The 18,782-nt window shown below is 74.2% G+C and carries 16 protein-coding genes; 9 read left to right on the plus strand and 7 right to left on the minus strand.

What is annotated here, in order from left to right:
• Window positions 1-56 precede the first annotated feature (56 nt).
• Window positions 57-3,725 (minus strand): hypothetical protein, encoded by a 3,669-nt coding sequence (locus ACWCV9_RS01180; RefSeq protein ID WP_450783522.1) that lies wholly within the window; start codon window positions 3,723-3,725, stop codon window positions 57-59.
• A 3-nt stretch (window positions 3,726-3,728) separates the two neighbouring features.
• Complete coding sequence (locus ACWCV9_RS01185; RefSeq protein WP_385842648.1) at window positions 3,729-4,061, minus strand: hypothetical protein; 333 nt, start codon at window positions 4,059-4,061, stop codon at window positions 3,729-3,731.
• Window positions 4,062-4,189: 128 nt separating this feature from the next.
• On the opposite strand from ACWCV9_RS01185, the gene ACWCV9_RS01190 reads away from it, so the two are divergent.
• Window positions 4,190-5,068 carry a hypothetical protein gene (locus tag ACWCV9_RS01190; RefSeq protein ID WP_450783523.1) on the plus strand — a complete coding sequence of 293 codons (879 nt, stop codon included), beginning with the start codon at window positions 4,190-4,192 and terminating at the stop codon, window positions 5,066-5,068.
• Between the two features lie 297 nt (window positions 5,069-5,365).
• Entirely contained in the window at window positions 5,366-6,133 is a 768-nt protein-coding gene (locus ACWCV9_RS01195; protein ID WP_450783524.1) for a GNAT family N-acetyltransferase, read from the plus strand.
• 16 nt (window positions 6,134-6,149) lie between these two features.
• Here ACWCV9_RS01195 and ACWCV9_RS01200 read toward each other — a convergent pair whose 3' ends face one another.
• Together ACWCV9_RS01200 and ACWCV9_RS01205 are read right to left on the minus strand one after the other, a co-directional pair.
• Entirely contained in the window at window positions 6,150-6,773 is a 624-nt protein-coding gene (locus ACWCV9_RS01200; RefSeq protein ID WP_450783526.1) for a DinB family protein, read from the minus strand.
• A 283-nt stretch (window positions 6,774-7,056) separates the two neighbouring features.
• Window positions 7,057-7,767, minus strand: coding sequence for a GPR1/FUN34/YaaH family transporter (locus ACWCV9_RS01205; protein ID WP_450783527.1), 711 nt, complete (start codon window positions 7,765-7,767; stop codon window positions 7,057-7,059).
• 181 nt (window positions 7,768-7,948) lie between these two features.
• Between ACWCV9_RS01205 and ACWCV9_RS01210 the strand changes: the two genes are divergently transcribed.
• The 6 genes from ACWCV9_RS01210 (at window position 7,949) to ACWCV9_RS01235 (ending at window position 16,198) form a co-directional block, all read left to right on the plus strand.
• On the plus strand, window positions 7,949-8,737 hold the full coding sequence (locus tag ACWCV9_RS01210) for a polysaccharide deacetylase family protein (protein WP_450783528.1): 789 nt from the start codon (window positions 7,949-7,951) through the stop codon (window positions 8,735-8,737).
• A gap of 131 nt (window positions 8,738-8,868) precedes the next feature.
• Window positions 8,869-10,077, plus strand: a complete 1,209-nt coding sequence (locus ACWCV9_RS01215) for an EfeM/EfeO family lipoprotein (RefSeq protein ID WP_450783529.1) — start codon at window positions 8,869-8,871, stop codon at window positions 10,075-10,077.
• Window positions 10,074-11,312 (plus strand): iron uptake transporter deferrochelatase/peroxidase subunit, encoded by a 1,239-nt coding sequence (efeB, locus tag ACWCV9_RS01220; protein ID WP_450783530.1) that lies wholly within the window; start codon window positions 10,074-10,076, stop codon window positions 11,310-11,312. The genes ACWCV9_RS01215 and efeB overlap by 4 nt, the downstream gene beginning before the upstream one ends.
• 176 nt (window positions 11,313-11,488) lie before the next feature.
• On the plus strand, window positions 11,489-13,330 hold the full coding sequence (locus ACWCV9_RS01225) for a phospholipase C (protein WP_450783531.1): 1,842 nt from the start codon (window positions 11,489-11,491) through the stop codon (window positions 13,328-13,330).
• A gap of 120 nt (window positions 13,331-13,450) precedes the next feature.
• A complete protein-coding gene (locus tag ACWCV9_RS01230; RefSeq protein WP_450783532.1) occupies window positions 13,451-14,452 on the plus strand; it encodes an aminoglycoside phosphotransferase family protein in 1,002 nt (333 codons plus the stop codon).
• 195 nt (window positions 14,453-14,647) lie between these two features.
• Window positions 14,648-16,198: a N,N-dimethylformamidase beta subunit family domain-containing protein gene (locus tag ACWCV9_RS01235; protein WP_450783534.1), complete on the plus strand. Its 1,551-nt coding sequence runs from the start codon at window positions 14,648-14,650 to the stop codon at window positions 16,196-16,198.
• A gap of 33 nt (window positions 16,199-16,231) precedes the next feature.
• Here the strand turns inward: ACWCV9_RS01235 and ACWCV9_RS01240 are convergent, their stop codons facing one another.
• The 3 genes from ACWCV9_RS01240 to ACWCV9_RS01250 form a co-directional block, all read right to left on the minus strand.
• Window positions 16,232-16,414 (minus strand): hypothetical protein, encoded by a 183-nt coding sequence (locus ACWCV9_RS01240; RefSeq protein ID WP_450783535.1) that lies wholly within the window; start codon window positions 16,412-16,414, stop codon window positions 16,232-16,234.
• Window positions 16,415-16,528: 114 nt separating this feature from the next.
• Window positions 16,529-17,284 (minus strand): amino acid kinase family protein, encoded by a 756-nt coding sequence (locus ACWCV9_RS01245; RefSeq protein WP_450783536.1) that lies wholly within the window; start codon window positions 17,282-17,284, stop codon window positions 16,529-16,531.
• 35 nt (window positions 17,285-17,319) lie between these two features.
• Window positions 17,320-17,865, minus strand: a complete 546-nt coding sequence (locus tag ACWCV9_RS01250) for a hypothetical protein (RefSeq protein ID WP_450783537.1) — start codon at window positions 17,863-17,865, stop codon at window positions 17,320-17,322.
• Between the two features lie 279 nt (window positions 17,866-18,144).
• Here ACWCV9_RS01250 and ACWCV9_RS01255 point away from each other — a divergent pair, with 279 nt between their 5' ends.
• Window positions 18,145-18,735 (plus strand): CBS domain-containing protein, encoded by a 591-nt coding sequence (locus ACWCV9_RS01255; protein WP_450783539.1) that lies wholly within the window; start codon window positions 18,145-18,147, stop codon window positions 18,733-18,735.
• Window positions 18,736-18,782 lie beyond the last annotated feature (47 nt).

The following is an 18,782-nucleotide window of genomic DNA, read 5'->3' on the forward strand; positions in this document are numbered from 1 at the left end:
CGCGGAACGCTAGGTGACCGGCCGCGATACGTCTAACCGGGGTCTGCGCGGCTCCCTCACACGGGCTCGTACGGCTCCTCGCGGAGGCCGTGAGCGGCGCGCCGGAGGTAGGGCACCGACACGAACTCCGCCAGTCCCAGCGCGACGCCGTCGACCTGCCCGTCCAGGTGCCGGGCGAACTCGGTGACCTCGGCGGGGTTCTGGCCCACCAGCCAGGTCAGCAGCAGGGTGAACACATCGCCCAGGAACTGCATGTGCTCCGGGACGCCCTCGCGGCCGCCGGCGGTGAGGACCGCCGACAGTTCGGCCATCCGCCGTTCGGTCAGCGCGAAGGGGCCCAGCTCCAGGGCCCTGGTGACCGCGTCGATCACCAGCGGCAGCACCGAGGACCACTGCTGGGGGTCCGCGGCGGAGCACAGGATCGCGCCCCACACCGCCGCCGACCACAGGGCGTCCGCGTCCTGCTGCTGCTCGGCGAGCGCGGCGAGGCCGGCGAGGATGGGCGCGGCCAGTTCCCAGGCGCCGATCCGGACGAGTCCGTCCACCGCGGCCCGGTAGTGGACCAGCGCCTCGGCGGGCCTGCCGCGCAGCCGCAGCACCTCGGCGACGTCCCAGTGGAAGCTCGCGGCCTCCCTCGGCACACCGAGCCGCTCCGCCTGCGCCAGACCCACGGTGGCGTACTCCTCGGCGGTGGCCAGGTCGCCCTTCTCCCGGTGGCAGACGCACAGCCTGCCCACGGCGGCCAGTTCGGCCTGGTCGTGATGGATGATGCGGGCCAGTTCCAGGGCGGTGGTGGCGGCGGCGATCGCCGCGTCGTGATCGCCGGCCAGCTGGTGCAGCGTCGCCTCGTCCAGCTTGAAGGCGCCCTGCTGCTCCCGGTCGGCCAGCTCCACCGCGCGGGCATAGCCCTCGCGGGCGTGGCGCATCGCCTCGTCGTAGCGGCGCAGCCGCTTGCTCAACTGGCCGAGGAGACCCGAGACCTGGAGCAGTCCGGTCTGGTCGTCCTCGCGCTGGAAGAGGTCGTACGCCTCCTGCGCGAGCCCGCGCGCCTCCTCCCAGTGGCCGCGCCGCATCTGGAGCTGCGCCATCCGCAGCAGCAGGTGCGAGCGGCTCGGGCAGGCCTCGCCGTAGTCCACGCTGCGCCGGAAGGCGGCCAGCGCCGCGGCCAGCTCGTCGCGCCGCTCGTGCCGCAGGCCGGTCAGCGTGAACCGGACGGCCCACCGCCGGTCCGCCTCCGCTGCCGGCAGGTCCAGCCGGGGCAGCAGCGCGTCGACGGACGCGACGAGCCGCTGTACGGCGTCCTCGCCGGCGCTGTCGTCGCCGACGGTCAGCGCGAGGTCGTCCAGCAGCACGTCCAGGTAGGCCGGTGTGCGGCCGTGCGGAGTGTGCTCCACGGTGCGGCGCAGAGCGGTCATCTCGCGGTGCAGCAGCGGGGTGAGCGAGCCACGGCGGCCGAGCGCGGCGCGCGCCAGGATCGCGCATTCGGCGAGCGCCGCCTCGCCCGCGGTGGCGGTACGGTCCCGCCACTGGTCCAGCCGGCCGCTCGCGGTGCCCACGTAGAGGTAGGAGCGTTCGATTCCGGCGGGCAGCCCGGTGTTCACGATGGCCTCGCTCACCGGGCTCTCCTCGGCGGTGATGCGGTGCACGACCGTGCGCCCGAAGTCTGCCGCCTGCCGGGAGGGGATGCTCCACAGCGAGCCGATGTAGCCGCGGGCGCCGACGCGGACGAACTCCCGGCCGACGCCCGTCCAGGACTGGCAGGAGTTGTTGAACACCAGGGGCCGGTGTTCCAGGGTCAGCCACTGCGGGATGCGCCAGTTCTCCAGGGCGAGCGCCTCGCCGAGCACGATCCCGTCGTCCAGGCCGTGCGTGTTGAAGAAGAGCAGCTCCACCGGCAGATCCCGGGGCAGGGTGGTCAGGGCGTCCAGCATCAGCTCGTCGGGGCCGGGCAGCAGGATGGGATGGGTGAAGTGGCCGCCCATCGAGCCCATCACGTCCTCGGTCTCCGAGGCCTGGAAGAACCCGGGGTCGAAGACGAGGCTGAAGGTTCCGGCCGAGCGCGCGATGCCCGCGCTGTAGATCTCGTTGAGGATGATCAGCGCCGGGTCGGCGGCGACGTGCCCGATGGGCTTGCGCGACCAGTCGGCCTCCTGGGTGCGGACGAACGAGTACGGCATTCCGGTGGTGAACGCGGTGAGCCGGCGGTCGCCCACCGCGCTGATCAGGCTCGGGGCCACCTGGGCGGTCACCGCCGCCTCCAGCGCCCGGTAGGGGTTGCGCAGCCCGGTGGACAGCCACCGTCGCAGCTTTCCGCCCCGATCGGCCTCTTCCGTCCCTGCGTCGAGGGCCCGCGGGGACCCGGTGATGCGGCGCTGCTGTGCGTCGACGGCCGCGCGCACCGGCGCCAGGTCCGGCGGCGGCGTGATCACCAGGCGGGCGCCGCGGTGATGGGCGTACACGGCGCCGAGCAGCGCGTTCACGTCCGCGGTGTTCTCGACGAGCGTCGCCTCGTCGGCGTCGTCCGGTACGGCCGCGGCGAACAGCGGGTCGAGCGGCGTGCCCGGCGTCGCGACCGGGCGCAGCGCTGTGCCCGTGCGCAGGGCGGTGTACAGCGCGGCGACATAGCTCGCGGGGTCGTCCTCGGGCACCTCCAGCACCTGCTCGGGCTCGCCGCCGGGTGCGCGCAGCCGCTGCCAGGCGACGGTGGTGAGGTCGGTCAGTCCGTCCCAGTGCAGGCGTACGTGCTCGGGCAGGCCAGCGAACATCCGGCCGGACGGGTCGTCGCGGTCCTTGGCGTCCTTGCCGGTGTGCGCGCTCCACACCCGGTCGGCCTCCTCCCGCAGGGCGGGATCGAGGGTGTTGAGTTCCTCGGGGGCGAAGTCGGCCAGGAACACGGCCCGTCGGACGCGCATCTCGGTCACCAGCCGGGATGCCATCTCGTTGTGCTTGAGCCAGGACCGGTACCCGCTCAGGGCCTTGGCGAGCTGCTGGTGCTCGGCGATCTCGAGGAGTGTCCGCCGTTGGAGCTCCGGGCCGCCGGCCAGCACCTCGGCCATGCCGAGTTTGCCGCCGATGCGCTGCATCGAGACGTTCTGGCTGTGGGCGAACCGCTCGTAGAGGGCGATGTAGTCGGCCTCGGACAGGGGCGGCGGCTCGACGGCGACGACGGGGGTCAGCCGGTCCCCGGGGAGGCAGGACACCACGACGGCCGCCTCCCGGATCTGGTCGGGGCGGCACACCACGACGGTGTCGCCGACGTCGAACACCGGCAGGCTGGTCAGCGTCAGCACGAGCCGGGAGCCGCCCGCCGGCAACGCCACCCGCACCTCGCCGCCGTCGACCGTGCAGGCGGCCGTGGTCTCGACGGTCAGGGTGACCCGGCCGGGCAGGGCGCAGCGCGCGCCCTGCGCGGTCGGCTCCGTGGTGGCGTCCGTCGTCAGACGCCACTCCAGCGGCGCGCTCAGCTCGAACCGCAGTTCCAGGGCGACGGCCGGGTCCGGGCCCGCCGGCTCGGTCAGTTCCAGGTGTCGGGTGCCGATGCCGAGCCGCTGTTCCCTGCGGGTGGCCGGTACCTCGGGCGTGGGCAGCGGCTCCGGCCGGACGCCCGTACCGAGCAGGCGTTCGCGCAGCGGGAGCGCGGGCTTGCGGTGCATGTCGAGCAGGGCGGCGCCGAGCAGACCGTCGTCGAAGCGGAACCTGATGCCGTGGGAGGGGCCGAGTTCCATGGTCTACAGCCCGTACACGTAGGAGTCGAGGAGCGAGTAGCGCTCGGGGGTGCGCGGCCAGGACCGCAGCTGTGCCCGGGCGCGGTCCCGGCCCTTGCGCACCATGGAGTTCACCAGCACCGGCGTCGACACCCCCACGTACAGGGCGCCCCAGTAGGTGGTCGCGGGGAGCACCAGCGCGAGCACTCCGCCGAGGCCCGCGAAGGCGAGCGACACGACCAGGTAGAACCATGACCACTGGAAGCGCGCCGGATCATTGCGGATCTCGTAGAGGCGGACGATCTCAGGCGCCAACGCGCCCACCATACCCAGCAGGAAGACGGCCACAGGACTCATCCTGCTCACCGTACCCGACGGTGACCGGCGGCACCGGCGAGCACAAGTAAGCTGATTTTCCTGTGACTTGGCGGCCGGCCCGGCGGGTTCGGGGACCCTCTGTCGTGCGATCCCCCATGATGGGCGACATGAACGAGCCCATGTCCTCCCCGCTCGCCTCCCATGTGGCGTCCTGGCACCCCGGGCCGGTCCGCGACGAGGACGCCCTGCCGCCCGGACCGGCGGCGGCCCTGTCGGCGCTGCTCGACCTGCCCGGCGGTGTGGCAGGGGCCGGCGACCCGCTGCCGCCGCTGTGGCAGTGGCTGTACTTCCTGCACTGGGTTCCGCAGCACGCCCTCGGCCCCGACGGCCATCCGCGCGAGGCCCGTTTCCTGCCGCCCCTGCCGGACCGGCGCCGCATGTTCGCCGGGGGACGCTGCGAGATCCGCGAGCCGCTGCGCCTCGGTGAGCCCACCGAGCGGATCAGCAGCCTGGCCGCGGTCACCCCCAAGCAGGGCCGCAGCGGCGAGCTGCTGTTCGTCACCGAGCGCCAGGAGTTCCGCCAGGGCGGGCGGGTCCGTCTGGTGGAGGAGCAGGACATCGTCTACCGGTCGGGGGCGGGTGCCGCGCCGCCCAGCCCTCCGGCCGCGCTCGACGGTTCGGCCGTACCGGAGGCGGAGGGGCCGTGGCGGCTGCGGCTGCGGCCGGACGAGACGCTGCTGTTCCGGTTCAGCGCGCTCACCGCCAACGCCCACCGCATCCACTACGACACGCCCTACTGCCGGGCGGTGGAGGGCTATCCCGGGCTGGTCGTGCACGGGCCGCTGCTGGCCCTGCTCATGCTGGAGCTGGTGCGCAGGCACGCGCCGGAACGCCGGGTGCGGTCGCTGTCCTACCGGCTGCACCGGCCGGCCTTCGCCGGCGAGCATCTCCTCGCCGACGGCGCCCCCTTCGAGGGGGGCGCGCGCCTGCGGGTCGCCGGCTGCCGCGAGTCCCGGCACGCCTCCGCCGAGGTGGTCTTCGCCTGAGCCCCGGGCCGGCGGGCCCCTTGCCCCGCGCGCCAACAGGTGGCAAGATCACCAGTGTTCGACTTTTTCGGAAACTCTTCTCTCGAAGGACTGAAGTCCATGGTTCCGGCGTCCCGCAGCGGCCGCCGTCAGCACTGAGGCTCCTGCTCTCCCGCAGCGTTCCTCCGTGCTCGTCACGCCCTCTCACGGCGGCCCGACGATGCGGTGCCCCTCCCGGCACCTCCACCTCGTCGTCATCTCGTCACGCATCGCGTGGGACGAGGTCGATCCATGTATCTCTCACCGTGAGGTTTCAGCGTGCGCACCGATGTGCAGAGTTTTACCGTCGCCCACCTTCTGCGCCGCCCGGCGGCCTGTGAAGTCGGCGGCTTCGTTGTGGGGTTCGACCCCTCGACGACCAGTCAGTACGTCAACTACGCTTCCCCGCTGCCCGGCGCCGAGCCGTCCGAGCGGGACGTCGCCGACCTGATCGCCGCGTTCCGTGCGCGCGGGCTCATGCCCCGGCTGGAGTTCGCCCCGGACGCCGCCCCCGCGGTGGCGCCCGCGCTCAGCCGGGCCGGTTTCGGCACGGAGGCCGTCCACGAGTACCTGGTGTGTACGCCGGAGACGCTCGTCGCGCCGGAGTCCGGCCCGGAGCCGGCGCCGCCGGTCCAGGTGGTGGCTCCGGCCACGGACGCGGACTACGCCGCGCTCGACGCGGCCCTGGCCGAGGCGTTCGGCGGCGAGTGGGCGCCCTCGCCCGAGGGCGCGGCCCGGCTGCGGCGCACCGCGGAGGGCGGCGGGGCCGTCCGGTTCGTGCGGGCTGCGGGCGGCGGCTGCGCGGGCGGTGCCCTGTGCTCGGCCATCGCCGAGGGCACCGCCGAACTCGCGGGCGTGGGCACCCTGCCCGCGTACCGGGGGCGGGGCATCGCGGGCGCGGTCACCGCGACGCTGGCCGCGACCCAGTTCTCCCGTGGCGCCCGGTCGGTGTGGCTGGAGTACTCGGGCGAGGGCTCCCGGCGGGTGTACGAACGCGTGGGCTTCCGGCCCGGCGGGACGCGGCTGTACATGTCGCTTCCGGGGTGACCGCGGGACCGGCGGCTCAGGCGGGGTGACTCGCCCGGTAGAGGTCGCGCAGCAGCGCGATCTCGGCTCCGTGGTGGAGCAGCTCCTGGTTGACCCACCACACGATGTCCAGGAACGGCTCCTCCGGGTCGCTGCCGTAGGGGTACGCGCAGTAGCCGACCGTGTCCAGCGCGGGGTCGTCCGCGCCCAGCAGTGCCCGGCGCCAGGCGGCGGCACCGGCGCGGAGGGCGGCGACGGCGTCCGCGGCGGCCCCGCTGACCGGCAGGGTGTCCCGGGTCGCCGAGCGGCTGCCGGCGGTGTGGTCCGCGCGCAGGGTCAGCATCTCGGTGAGGTGGCTCAGCCGCCAGGCGATGGTGGTGACCGGCGGTGGCCAGGGGTGCGGGTAGGCGGCGGCGTCCCGGCCCCAGGCACCGGCGCCGGCCAGCAGGGTCGCGCGGGGCCCGGGGCCGTCCGCGCGGCGTCTGACCGACCAGCACCCGGGCACCGGCTCCCAGAAGTACTCGTCGTCGGTCATCGGCCCGACCTCGGTCCCGGTACCGTCGCCGCTGTCCGAGACGGGCCCGGCCAGCCGGCTCACCAGCCGGTCGTGCGCGAAGTCGAACTGGTCCAGCAGGGGGCCGAGGCGGGGCGGTGGCGTCATGTGACCGTCTTTCGCGTGGAGGGCCGTACGGATTCCGGGCGGGCGAGCGGCACCGGCCGGCCGCGGGCCGCGTACCGGTCGGTGGCCGCGATCAGGGCGTCCGCCAGGCCGGGGGGCCGCGTTGTGGCCGGTGCCGTCGACCGGCACCGGCTCGCTGTCCGGCCAGGCGTGGTGCAGCCGCCGGACGATGGCGAGGAGGGTGCCGACGTCGGGGCTGCCCTGGACCAGGGGCACGGTAGCGGCTGCGCGCAGGGGGCGGCAGCCCGTTTTTCCCGCGCTCGGGTCACAGTTGCCGTCGGACGCCGGCCTCCCGCTCGGTGCGCTCCAGCTGGTGGCCGAGGTCCCCCTGGAGGGAGGTCCGCGCCCGGCCCCGGCGGCCCAGGGGCAGGACCGTGCGCTGCGCGGAGTCCTCCAGGAGCAGGGCGAAGCCGCCGTACAGGGCGAACGCGGCCAGGACGGTGCCGATCCAGCCGGCGGCGGACCGCAGCACTTCCGGGCCGCCGGCCTGGTACGCGCCGGTCAGGACGAAGCGGCAGGCCCCGGTCAGCAGCAGGAGACCGAACAGGGGTTTGCCGGGGAGCGACGCGGCACACAGGAGCAGCATCAGCGGGGCCACGGTGAGCAGGAACACCGCCATGGCGGGGCTGCGCTGTCCGACCGGTCCGGACAGGCTGACCAGCGCGCTGCCCGCCCAGGCGCAGGCCAGCACGGACAGCCCGCAGGCCGCGCCGCCGTCGCGGGCCAGGAACGCGAAGATCCCGGCGAGCAGTTCCAGGGGCACCACGAAGGCCAGCACCAGAAGCATCAGCGGTGTGGTCTGGTCCTGGGGCACCCACTGCAACTGGGCCGCGCTCAGCAGCACACTGCCGGTGCCGAAGGCGAAGAAGCCCAGGGGGAGGCTGCTGGCGAGCGGTCTGAGCATGATCCTCGTCAGGGCCTCGGGCCGCGGCGGCCCCGGGGTCGCGTCGTATGTGCCCGCCGGTGCTGGCGCCATCAGGATCACCTCGTGCTCATGCCCGGGGCCGTCGTTACCCCTGACGGGGTACCCCGTCGGCGGCGCTGTCCCGGAACCGCCGCGATATTGTCCGCGATCGGTAACAGAGTGAGCCGGCGCCGGGACGCCGCTCGTCCTGCCAGACGGACCAGGACTCATCGACACAGGGGGCGGAGCGGACATGGCGCGACACGGCGGGCGGGGATGGTACGGCCGGATGGTCGCGGCAGCGATCGGAGTCACGGCGGTGGCGGCCGCGACCTCGGTGTGGACCGCGCAGGCGGGGCAGCCGGGCGGTTCCGCTCCCGGGCGTGCGGCCGCCGCGCCCGACGCGTCGGTCCGGCAGAGCGCGCCGAAGCAGGCGGCCGTGTCCGAGACGATCGTGCACGCCTCCGACGGGGGCGCGCACGCGGTCAACATCACCATCGACGACGGCCCGGACCCGCTGTGGACGCCGCAGGTGCTGCGGGTGCTGCGGGACAACGGGGTGAAGGCGACGTTCTGCATGGTCGGCACCCAGGCGCAGGCGCACCCGGACCTGGTGAAGCAGGTGGTGGCGGCCGGGCACCGGCTGTGCGACCACACGGTGTCGCACGACGTGACGATGGACAAGAAGTCCGAGGCCTACCAGTCGCAGCAGATCCTGGACGCCGAGCGGCAGATCACCACGGCGTCCGGTGGCGTGGCGCCGATGTACTACCGGGCCCCGGGCGGCGCCTTCACCCCGTACAGCCGGCACCTGGCGGCCTCGCACGGGATGCGCCCGCTGGGCTGGAACGTCGACTCCAAGGACTTCGCGCGACCGGGCACGGCCGCGATCATCAACACCGTCAAGAGCGAGCTGGCCAACGGGCCGACGCTGCTCTTCCACGACGCGGGCGGCGACCGCTCCCAGACCGTCGCGGCGCTGCGCACCCTGCTGCCCTGGCTGAAGCAGCAGGGGTACGCGTTCGGTTACCCGGTGCGCTGAGCGAGGGCCGCGGCCAACGGGCCGGTGAACCCCGGGGAAATTCTCGGCCACCCGAGCCCCTGTACGGCTGTTCGGTTCTGTGCGGGCGCCTACGATGAGGCCGCTGCGTACGTCGTCCGGAAAGGCTCGCCATGCCGTCGCCCCGCCTCGGCACGCGGTCGGCCCGTCTCCGGACGGCCCCCGCTGTGTTCGTCGCCCTCGCCGTGGTGCTCGCGGTCGTGTCGCCGGCCCTCTCGCCCGGCGGGCCGCGGCACGGCCGGGCCGCCACCGGTCCGTCGGGGCACATCGTGGTGGAGGTGTCGCCGAGCCACTGCGGCCGCGGCTGGACCCGGCCCGAGTCGGGGGTGCGGACCTTCGATCTGCACAACACCTCCGACGGCGCCGCCGAGGTGTATCTGGAGAACCCGGCCGACCACACGGTGTACGGCGAGGTGGAGGGCATCGGCCCGGGTACCACCCGGCAGTTGACCGTCCGGCTCGGCAAGGGCGCGTACGCCTTCGAGTGCGTGCCGGACGACGCCGACGCCGTCACGGGCCCCACCGTGCGCATCGCCTCGGGACGGCCCGGCCCGGGCGCGGCCCCGGTCAGCCAGCACGATCTGATCCCGCCGGCGCTCGCCTACCAGAAGTGGGTCGGCGGCGGGCTCACCGAGGTGGTCCGGCTGACGACGAGGCTCCGGCAGGCCGTCGACCGGGGCGATCTCGCGGCGGCGCGGTCGGCGTGGCTGCCGGCGCATCTGGAGTACGAGCGGCTGGGAGCGGCGTACGACGCCTTCGGCGACGCGGACGGGCGGATCAACGGCACCGACGCGGGCCTGCCCGGCGGGGTGCGCGACAAGGACTTCACCGGCTTCCACCGCGTCGAGTACGGGCTGTGGCACGGCGCGTCGGCCGCGAGCCTGCGCGGCCCGGCGGCGGCGCTGGTGCAGGCGGTGACCGCCCTGCGCGACAGCTGGGCGCAGACCCGTATGGACCCGGCCCAACTGGGGCTGCGCGCACACGAGATCCTGGAGAACACCGTGCAGTTCGAGCTGACCGGCCGCACCGACTACGGCAGCGGCAGCAATCTGGCCACCGCCCGGGCCAATCTGGACGGCACCCGTGAGGTGCTGTCCCGGCTGGAGCCGGTCCTGGCCACCCGGTACGCCGGCCTGCCCGCGCTCCACAAGGAACTGGACCGGGCCCGGCACACCCTCGACGGGTTCCACGGCCCGGCGGGGTGGACCCCGCTGGACCGGCTCGGCCGCGCCCGCCGGGAGGACGTGAACGCGGTCCTCGGCGGCCTGGTGGAGCGACTGGCGTCGGTGGCGACCCTGTGCGACCCGCGGAGGACCGTGTGAACCGCGTACCCCATGACGGCCCCGCCGACGGCCTGGGCAGGCGCCGCTTCCTGCGCGGTGCCGCCCTCGCCGGCGCCGGGCTCGCGACCGGTGCCGCCGCCCCCGCCGCGCCGGAGGCCTCCGCGCCGGCCGCCACCCTGGCCCCCTTCCACGGCCCGCACCAGGCCTCCGCCCTCGCCGCCCCGCGCCGCACCTGCGTGTTCGCCGCCCTGGACGTGACCGCCGAGAGCCGCGCGGACCTCGCCGAGCTGCTGCGCACCCTCACCGAGCGGGCCCGCTTCCTGACCTCCGGCGGTACGCCGTCCCCGGTCGGCATCACCGGCCCGCCCGCCGACTCCGGCGTCCTCGGTGGGCAGGTGCCCGGCGGCCGGCTGGCCGTGACCGTGGGGGCCGGCGCTTCGCTCTTCGACGACCGGTTCGGGCTCGCGGCCCGCAGACCCCGGCGGCTGACCGCCATGCCCGCCTTCCCCGACGACGATCTGAAGGCCGAGTGGTGCCACGGCGACCTCAGCCTCCAGCTGCACGCCGACGACCCGGACACCACCCTGCACGCGCTGCGCGACATCGCCCGGCACACCCGCGGCGGCCTCCAGGTCCGCTGGCGGCTGGACGGCTTCAGCAGCCCGCCCCGGCCCTCGGGCACCCCGCGCAATCTGCTCGGGTTCAAGGACGGCACCGCCAACCCGGACCCGACCAGCGCCCGGGAGATGGACCGGCTGGTGTGGGTGGGCCGGGGCATGGGCGAGCCGGAGTGGGCGGTCGGCGGCAGTTACCAGGTGGTCCGGCTGATCCGGATGCTGGTGGAGTTCTGGGACCGGGTCTCGCTCAGTGAGCAGGAGCGCATGTTCGGCCGGGCGAAGGAGTCGGGCGCGCCGCTGGACGGCGACCACGAGCACGACACACCGAAGTACGCCGACGACCCCAAGGGTGACGTCATCCCGCTGGACGCCCATATGCGGCTGGCCAACCCGCGCACCCCGGCCACCGCGGACCAGCGGCTGCTGCGCCGCGCCTACAACTACGACCGGGGCATGGACGCCAACGGCAACCTGGACATGGGCCTGCTGTTCCTCTGTTACCAGCAGGACCTGGTCCGGCAGTTCGAGACCGTGCAGCACCGACTGGCCGGTGAGCCGCTGACGGACTACATCTCCCCGTTCGGCGGCGGCTACTTCTACGCGCTGCCCGGTGTGCGGGACGCCTCGGACTGGTACGGGCGCGCGCTGCTCGCCTGAACCTGTCCGGACAACTCCACGGCCGAACGGGTCAACACAGAGTCAAGTTTTGCCCCAGGATCCCTGACTCGGTGTTCACCCACGGGCCATCATGGCTCCGCCGGCGCGTCCTGCGGCGGGCGCAGCATCCCTGCTCGTACGACGCACAGACGTTCTGTCCGAAGGGGTAGACCACCATGGCCAGCAGAGGAAGACGAGCCGCGCTGCGGACTCTCGGCGCGCTCGCGGGAGCCGCCGCGCTCACCGCGCTCGGCGGCAACGCGCCCGGCTGGGCGGCGGTGCCCGCCGGCACGCCGGGCGGACACTCCTCGACCGCCACTCCCATCAAGCACGTTGTCGTGCTGTACGACGAGAACGTCTCCTTCGACCACTACTTCGCCACCTACCCGAAGGCCGCCAACACGGACGGCACGACGTTCAAGGCGGCGAAGAACACCCCGAAGAACATCGACACCCTCGCGCACGCCGGGCTGCTGACGAAGAACCCGAACCAGTACACGCCGAAGCGGCTGTCCCCGGCGCAGGCGATGACCTGCGACCAGAACCACTCCTACGGCCCGGAGCAGTACGCCTACAACGGCGGCAAGGCCGACCAGTTCGTGCAGAACACCGAGGTCGACAAGTGCAGCGGCGGCCTGTTCGGCGAGCCCGGCCTGGTCATGGACTACTACGACGGCAACACCGTCACCGCCCTGTGGAACTACGCCCAGCACTACGCGATGAGCGACCGTTCCTACAGCTCGGTGTACGGCCCGTCCACCCCCGGCGCGCTGAACCTGATCTCCGGCCAGACGCACGGTGTCGTCTCCATGGACCCGAAGACGGGCACCGAGAACCCGAAGCAGACCCCGACCCCGGACCCCTACACGGTCCTGTCCCCGGACGCCCACGGCGTGGGCACGCTCGTCAACGACCCCGACCCGGCCTACGACGACTGCTCCGGCAAGGACCACACCAGCAGCAACGCGCTCGCGTCCTTGCAGGGCAGGAACATCGGTGACCTGCTCAACGCCAGGAAGGTGAGCTGGGGCTGGTTCCAGGGCGGCTTCCGCCCGACCACCGCGTGGGACGGCAAGCAGGGCGACTACGCCAAGTGCGACGCCACGCACGCCAATCTGGGCGGCGCGTCCGTCACGGACTACAGCCCGCACCACAACCCGTTCGCGTACTACAAGTCGACGGCCAATCCGCACCACCTGCCGCCGAAGAGCGTCTCGGAGATCGGCCACAACGGCCAGGCCAACCACAACTACGACCTGACGGACTTCTCCGCCGCCCTGAAGGCAGGCAAGCTCCCGGCGGTCAGCTTCGTCAAGGCCGGCGCCTACCAGGACGGTCACGCGGCCTACTCCGACCCGACCGACGAGCAGCACTTCCTGATCGGGCAGATCAACGCGATCCAGAGCTCGCCGCAGTGGAAGTCGACGGCGATCGTGATCGCGTACGACGACTCCGACGGCTGGTACGACCACGCCTACGTCGCCCCGCGCAACGGTTCCACGGACACCTCGACCGGCTCCAACGGCAAGGCCATCGACAGCCCGGCCTGCCAGCACGGCCCGAAGGCGGCCGGCGGCTACGCCGACCGCTGCGGCCCCGGCACCCGGCAGCCGCTGCTGGTCATCTCGCCGTACAGCAAGGTCAACAAGGTCGACCACGCCCTGACGAACCAGGCGTCCATCACCCGGTTCATCGAGGACAACTGGCGCACCGGCCGGATCGGCGACCACTCCTTCGACGCGACCGCCGGCTCCCTGGCGGGCCTGTTCGACTTCCGGCACCCGAACAACAAGCAGGTGCTGCTGAAGGCGGACGGCTCGGTGCGCTCCGTCGGCCCGATCCACCACGTCGCCCCGGTCGCCACCGACATCACCCCCGGCCCGGCGATGCAGAACACGGCCGTCGCGACCGACTCCTCCGGCTTCCCGGTGCTGCCGGTGGGCCTCGGTGCGGGCGCCCTGCTGGCCGCGGGCGCGACGGGTACGTACCTGACGCTGCGCCGCAGGCAGCAGGCCTGAGGCTGAACCGCCCGTGCGCCCCCGGAGCCTCTCCGGGGGCGCACGTGTGTGCGGCACAGGTGCGGGGCCGGCGCCGAAATCTGCTGGCCGGGCCGGGGGCCGGGCTGCTGGGATGGCCCGATGGAACACGCGGATACGACGGCGGTGGACCGGGGCGGTTATCCGGACGCCGTGACTCCCTGGGAGCGGGAGGAGTGGCGGGCCTCGGCCCTCGGCTGGGTCCGGGACCGTCTCGCCGAGCACGGCCTGCGGGCGGACAGCGCCCGGCAGGTGCGGTTGCGGCCGTGGTCGGTGCTGGTGCGGACACCGGTCGCGGGGCGGGACGCCGTCTGGTTCAAGGCGAATCCGCCGGCCAGTGCCTTCGAGGGCCCGCTGACCGCGGCGCTGGCCCGCTGGGTGCCCGGCCAGGTGCTGGAGCCGCTGGCCGTCGACGCCGGGCGCGGCTGGTCGCTGCTGCCGGACGGGGGCGAACCGTTCCGGGCCGTGCTGGCCCGGGAGCCGGTCGGCACGGACGCGTGGGAGGAGTTGCTGCGCCAGTACGCGAGCCTCCAGCGCGCCGTCGTCCCGTACGGCCGGGCGATGGAACGGCTGGGCGTCCCCGCCGCCCGGACCACCGGTCTGCCCGGTGTCTTCGACGCGCTGCTCGCCCGGGCCACGGCCCTCTCCCCGGAACAGCGCGCCCGGCTCACGGGACTGCGGCCCCGGCTCGCCGACTGGTGTGCCGAACTCGCCTCCCTCGGCGTCGAGGACACCCTCGACCACGCCGACCTGCACGACGGCCAGCTATTCCGCCCGGCGCCGGGGCGGTTCACCTTCTTCGACTGGGGGGACGCCGCCGTCTCCCACCCGTTCCTCAGCCTGCGGGTCACCGCCGAGCGGGCCCGCGACCGCTACGGGCCGCAGGTGCTGCCCCGGCTGCGCGACGCCTACCTGGAGCCCTGGACCGGCGACGGCCGCACGCTGACCGACCTCCGGCGTGCCGCGAGCCTCGCCTGGCGACTGAGCGCCCTCGGCCGGGCCGCGTCCTGGGGCCGGATGTTCCCCACCGCGTCCGGCGCCGAGCCGGGCGCCGAACAGACCGCCCAGTGGCTCCTCCAACTCCTCGACGGGCCGCCCTTCTAGCGAGCCGGCTCGGGCAGCCGCCCGACGGGGCCCGGCGCCGGGCAGCCAGCGTGTCACCCGTACGGCGGCAGGGCCGGGAGCCCGGTGCACGGGCCTGTCCGCCGGTCCCCCGCCCCGATCCGGCCCCCCGCGCGGGTTGCGGGGAGCGCGGGCCCGTCGGGAGGCTGGAGCAGGCATCCACCCCTGGGAGGTGACGTGGCTCCGGCACCTGGAACTCCCCCGTCGGACGGTCTCGGCCGCCGCCGCTTCCTCGGCGTGTGCGCCGGGGCCGGGCTCACCACGGCCGCCTGCACGTTCACACGCACCCGCACGTACACGGCCCACGCCCAGCCGGGGCGGCTCAGGCCGGAGGCGGAGCGGGAGGCCCCGGGCAGCGCCGACTGGCGGCTCGCCGGCACCGGTCCGCCGGACGCGGTGGCCGGCTACACGGACCGGGTCAGCGTGACCCCGGGCGAGGAGTTCGCCCTGCATGTGTCGACGACCGCGGGCGCCTTCCGGGTCTCCGCGTTCCGCGTCGGCTGGTACGGCGGCCGGCAGGCGCGCCGGATCTGGACCTCGGGGCGCATACCCGGCCGCGCACAGAGCGCCCCCCTGGTGCTGCCGGCCACCCGCACCGTGCGCGCCGACTGGCCGGCCACCCTGTCGGTGGACACCGACGGCTGGCCCGAGGGCGCCTATCTGCTACGGCTGGAGACGGACACCGGACACCAGCGGTACGTGCCGCTGATCGTCCGCTCCACCGACGGCACGGGCCGTACGGTCCTGCTGCACGCCCCGGCCACCTGGCAGGCGTACAACCGCTGGGGCGGCAGCAGCCTGTACGCCGGCGCGTCGGGCGCGTACGCCACGCGGTCCCTCGCGGTCAGCTTCGACCGTCCGTACGACGGAAACGGGGCGGAGAAGTTCCTGGTGTACGAGCGGCCGCTGGTGGTGCTGGCCGAGCGGCTCGGAGTTCCGCTGGCCTACAGCACGGGCGTCGACGTGCACCGGGACCCCGCCGTGCTGCGGGGCGCGCACGCCGTCGTCTGCCTGGGGCACGACGAGTACTGGACGCCGGAACAGCGTGCCCACGTCACGGCCGCCCGGGACGCGGGCACGAACGTCGCCTTCCTCGGTGCCAACACCTGCTTCCGCCGCGTCCGGCTCGAGCCCGGCGAGCAGGCGGACGGCCGAACGGTGGTGTGCTACAAGACCTCCTACCGCGCCGACCCCTGCTACGCCTCCCGGCCCGAGCTGGTCACCACCGACTACCGGCTGCCGCCGGCGGCCGACCCCGAGTCCTCGCTCACCGGCGTGCTGTACGAGGGGTATCCGGTCGACGCGCCCTATGTGGTGCACGCGGCCGGCCACTGGCTGTACGAGGGCACCGGGGTGCGCGCCGGGGAGGGCTTCGCGCATCTCGTCGGGGTGGAGTACGACCGGGTCGTGCCGGGCATGCCGGCGCCGGGTCCGCTGGAGATCACCGCGCACTCCCCGCTGGTGTGCGCCGGCCGGGCGAGCCACAGCGACTCGGCGTACTACACCACCGCCGGCGGGGCCGGGGTCTTCGCGACCGGCACCATGCGCTGGGTGGAGGCGCTGGTGGCGGGGACCGGCGAACTCGGCCGGGACCACGGCATGGACGCCCGCACCCGCGCCTTCGTCACCCGCACCACGGAGAACCTGCTCGGCGTGTTCGCACGGGGCCCGGCGGCCCGGCACGCCCCGCCGCCGCACCCCAACACCGGGGAGCTGTACGGAAGCTGAGTCCGACAGGCGGAGTCCGTCAGGCGGAGTCCGTCAGGCCTGTGCGGCGCCCGGTCCGGTGCCGCGCATCCGGTCCCGGCGGGCCAGGTTGTACAGCCGCAGCAGGTGCTTCGCCACGGCACAGGGCACGGCGTGGGCGTGGCACTGACGGCACGTGTGCAGGTGCTGCTCGTAGGTGAGGCGCGCGTTCTCCAGCGCGTCGTCGACAGAAGACATGGATTTCTCCGGGCAGGGCGCGTCCAGGGACGGCGCGGATTTCATTGACAGGTACACCCAGAGACAAGGTGATCATGTTACTGGCGGTACTGGGAAACTCGTACAGCCCGGCACTCAGCCGACGGACAGCTCGGGGCGGACCAGGGTGCCGGACCGGCCGTGGACGATCTGGTAGGCCGCGTCGAGGCAGCCGATGGCCGCCAGTCCCGTCGTACGCTCCACGAACCGTGCCGCCGCCTCCGCCTTCGGTCCCATGGAGTCCGCCGGGTACCGGCCGTCGCGCAGCTCGGCGGGTGTGGCCTCGAGGACGGGCCGCTGGTCGCGGGTGCCGTAGCGGGTGTAGACGTGCGGGACGTCGGTGAGGATCAGCAGGAAGTCGGCCCCGATGTCCTCGGCGAGCAGGGCCGCTGCCAGGTCCTTGTCGGCCTCCGGCGCGGTCCCCTCCAGCAGGCCGCCACCGGCGGTCACCGGTATGCCGCCACCGCCCGAGCAGATCACCAGGGTGCCGCTCGCGAGGAGTTCCCGGACCGTGGCCGTCTCCAGGATGCGCTCCGGCGCGCAGGCGGGGCCGGCGGCCCGGACCAGGGTGTGGGTGACCAGCGCGGCGATCCGGCGGCCGGGCAGCGCGTCCCGCAGCGCACGGGCCAGCAGCGAGCCGATCACCCCCTGCGCCTGCGCGACGGAGAGGTCCAGTGGGAGCGGGCCGCCCGCGTCGGGGAGTTCGGGGTGGGTGAGCACGAGATCGTGCTCGTGGGCCAGCGGGGCGAGCGCGGTGGCCACCCGCAGGGCGTTGGCCCGCAGCACGTCCGGACCCGGGCACTCGGCCCTGCGGAGCAGGGCGTTGCCGCCGAGGGCGATGACGATACGCATGGGACCGTGTCCTTCGGGTGGGTGCGGCGGGGGGCTCAGGCGTGCGGGCAACGGGCGGGGTGGATGACGGGGGGAGCCACCGGCCGTAGGCGCGGGCCGGTCCGGCTGACGGACACCTCCGGGTACCTCGCGTACCAGGGCCGCAACACCGCGCCGTCAAACGCCTCCGTGGCGGGCACGGCCGGTGCGACGCCGCCGGTGCGTCGCCGGGCAGAGTCGAGGGCGCGGTACGGGATCCGCGGAATCGCCTCCGGCGCCACGCCGTCGACCGCCGCCAGACGCTCATCGGCGGCGGTCCGGCCGGCCCGTCCCAGGACGAGCGGACAGGGGGCGCGGCCCACTCCGGGCAGCGTGACCGAGCCGGTGACGCGCCCGGCCGTCCGGCCGAGCCCGAGCCAGCCCAGTATCAGCGTGTCGGCGTCGGCGGCCGCCGCGAGCAGCGCGGTGACGGGCGCGCCGGTCGGCGCGGGGCGCGCGGCGCGCACATGGCCGACCGTTTCCTGGAGCAGCTGCTCGGCCCGGTGTGCGGCCGCGAGGGCCTGCGGGGATCCGTCGACTCCCGCCGCGATGTACCGCCCCATGACTGTCCCTCCCTCGTCCGGGCCTCCACGTCGAGCCTCCTCCCGGCGCGGTGGCGCGCCCAGGGGCCGGGCGGTCCCGGTGCGGGTCTCTTCGGCCCAGCGGGAGGCACGGGAACGGCGGTGCGGGCGCAGGACCAACGGCCCCGCGGGCGGGGGCGCCCGGCCCTCGGGCGCGGGGCGGCGGGCACGGCAGGCTGGAGACGTGGGACGGAACCGTTCGAAGGAGCGACCGGATGACTGCCCGTCCGCCGGCCCCGCACCACGGAAGGAGGAGGAGCCGTGGCGTACAGCACCGTCGGCGAGGTCATGACCGACGAGGTCGTCACGGCCTTGGGCGGCACACCCGCCACACGGGTGGTCCGGTTGCTCGAACGGCACGGGATCAGCGGGGTGCCGGTCGTCGATCGCGACGACAAGGTGCTCGGAGTGGTCTCCGGCTCCGATCTGGCGCGCGACTGGGCCGTCCGGGGCGAGGCGTCCGGGCGGCGTGCCCTCGCGGCACGGGACCTGATGTCGTCGCCCGCCGTCACCGTCCATCCCGAGCAGGCCGTCCCGGACGCGGCCCGGCTGATGGAGCGGCGGGGCGTCGAGCGGCTGCCGGTGGTGGACGAGGAGGACCGGCTCATCGGTATCGTCACCCGGCGCGATCTGCTGCGGGTGTTCCTGCGCAGCGACGACGACATCCTGCGCCAGGTGACGGAAGGCATCCTCGTCAGCGAGCTGGGCCTGCCGCCGGACGCCGTCACGGTCTCCGTGCGGGACGGGGTGGTGACCCTGAGGGGCGGGAAAGGCGACGCCGAGCTGCGCGGCGCGCTGGCCCGGGCGGTGTGGCGGCTGGAGGGGGTCGTCGGCGTCGTGAACCCCGTGTAATGCCGTAGGACCGCGCGGGTGACGAGAGGCGGAGGGGCGGGGTCCGG

Source organism: Streptomyces sp. NPDC001606 (genome assembly GCF_053596835.1).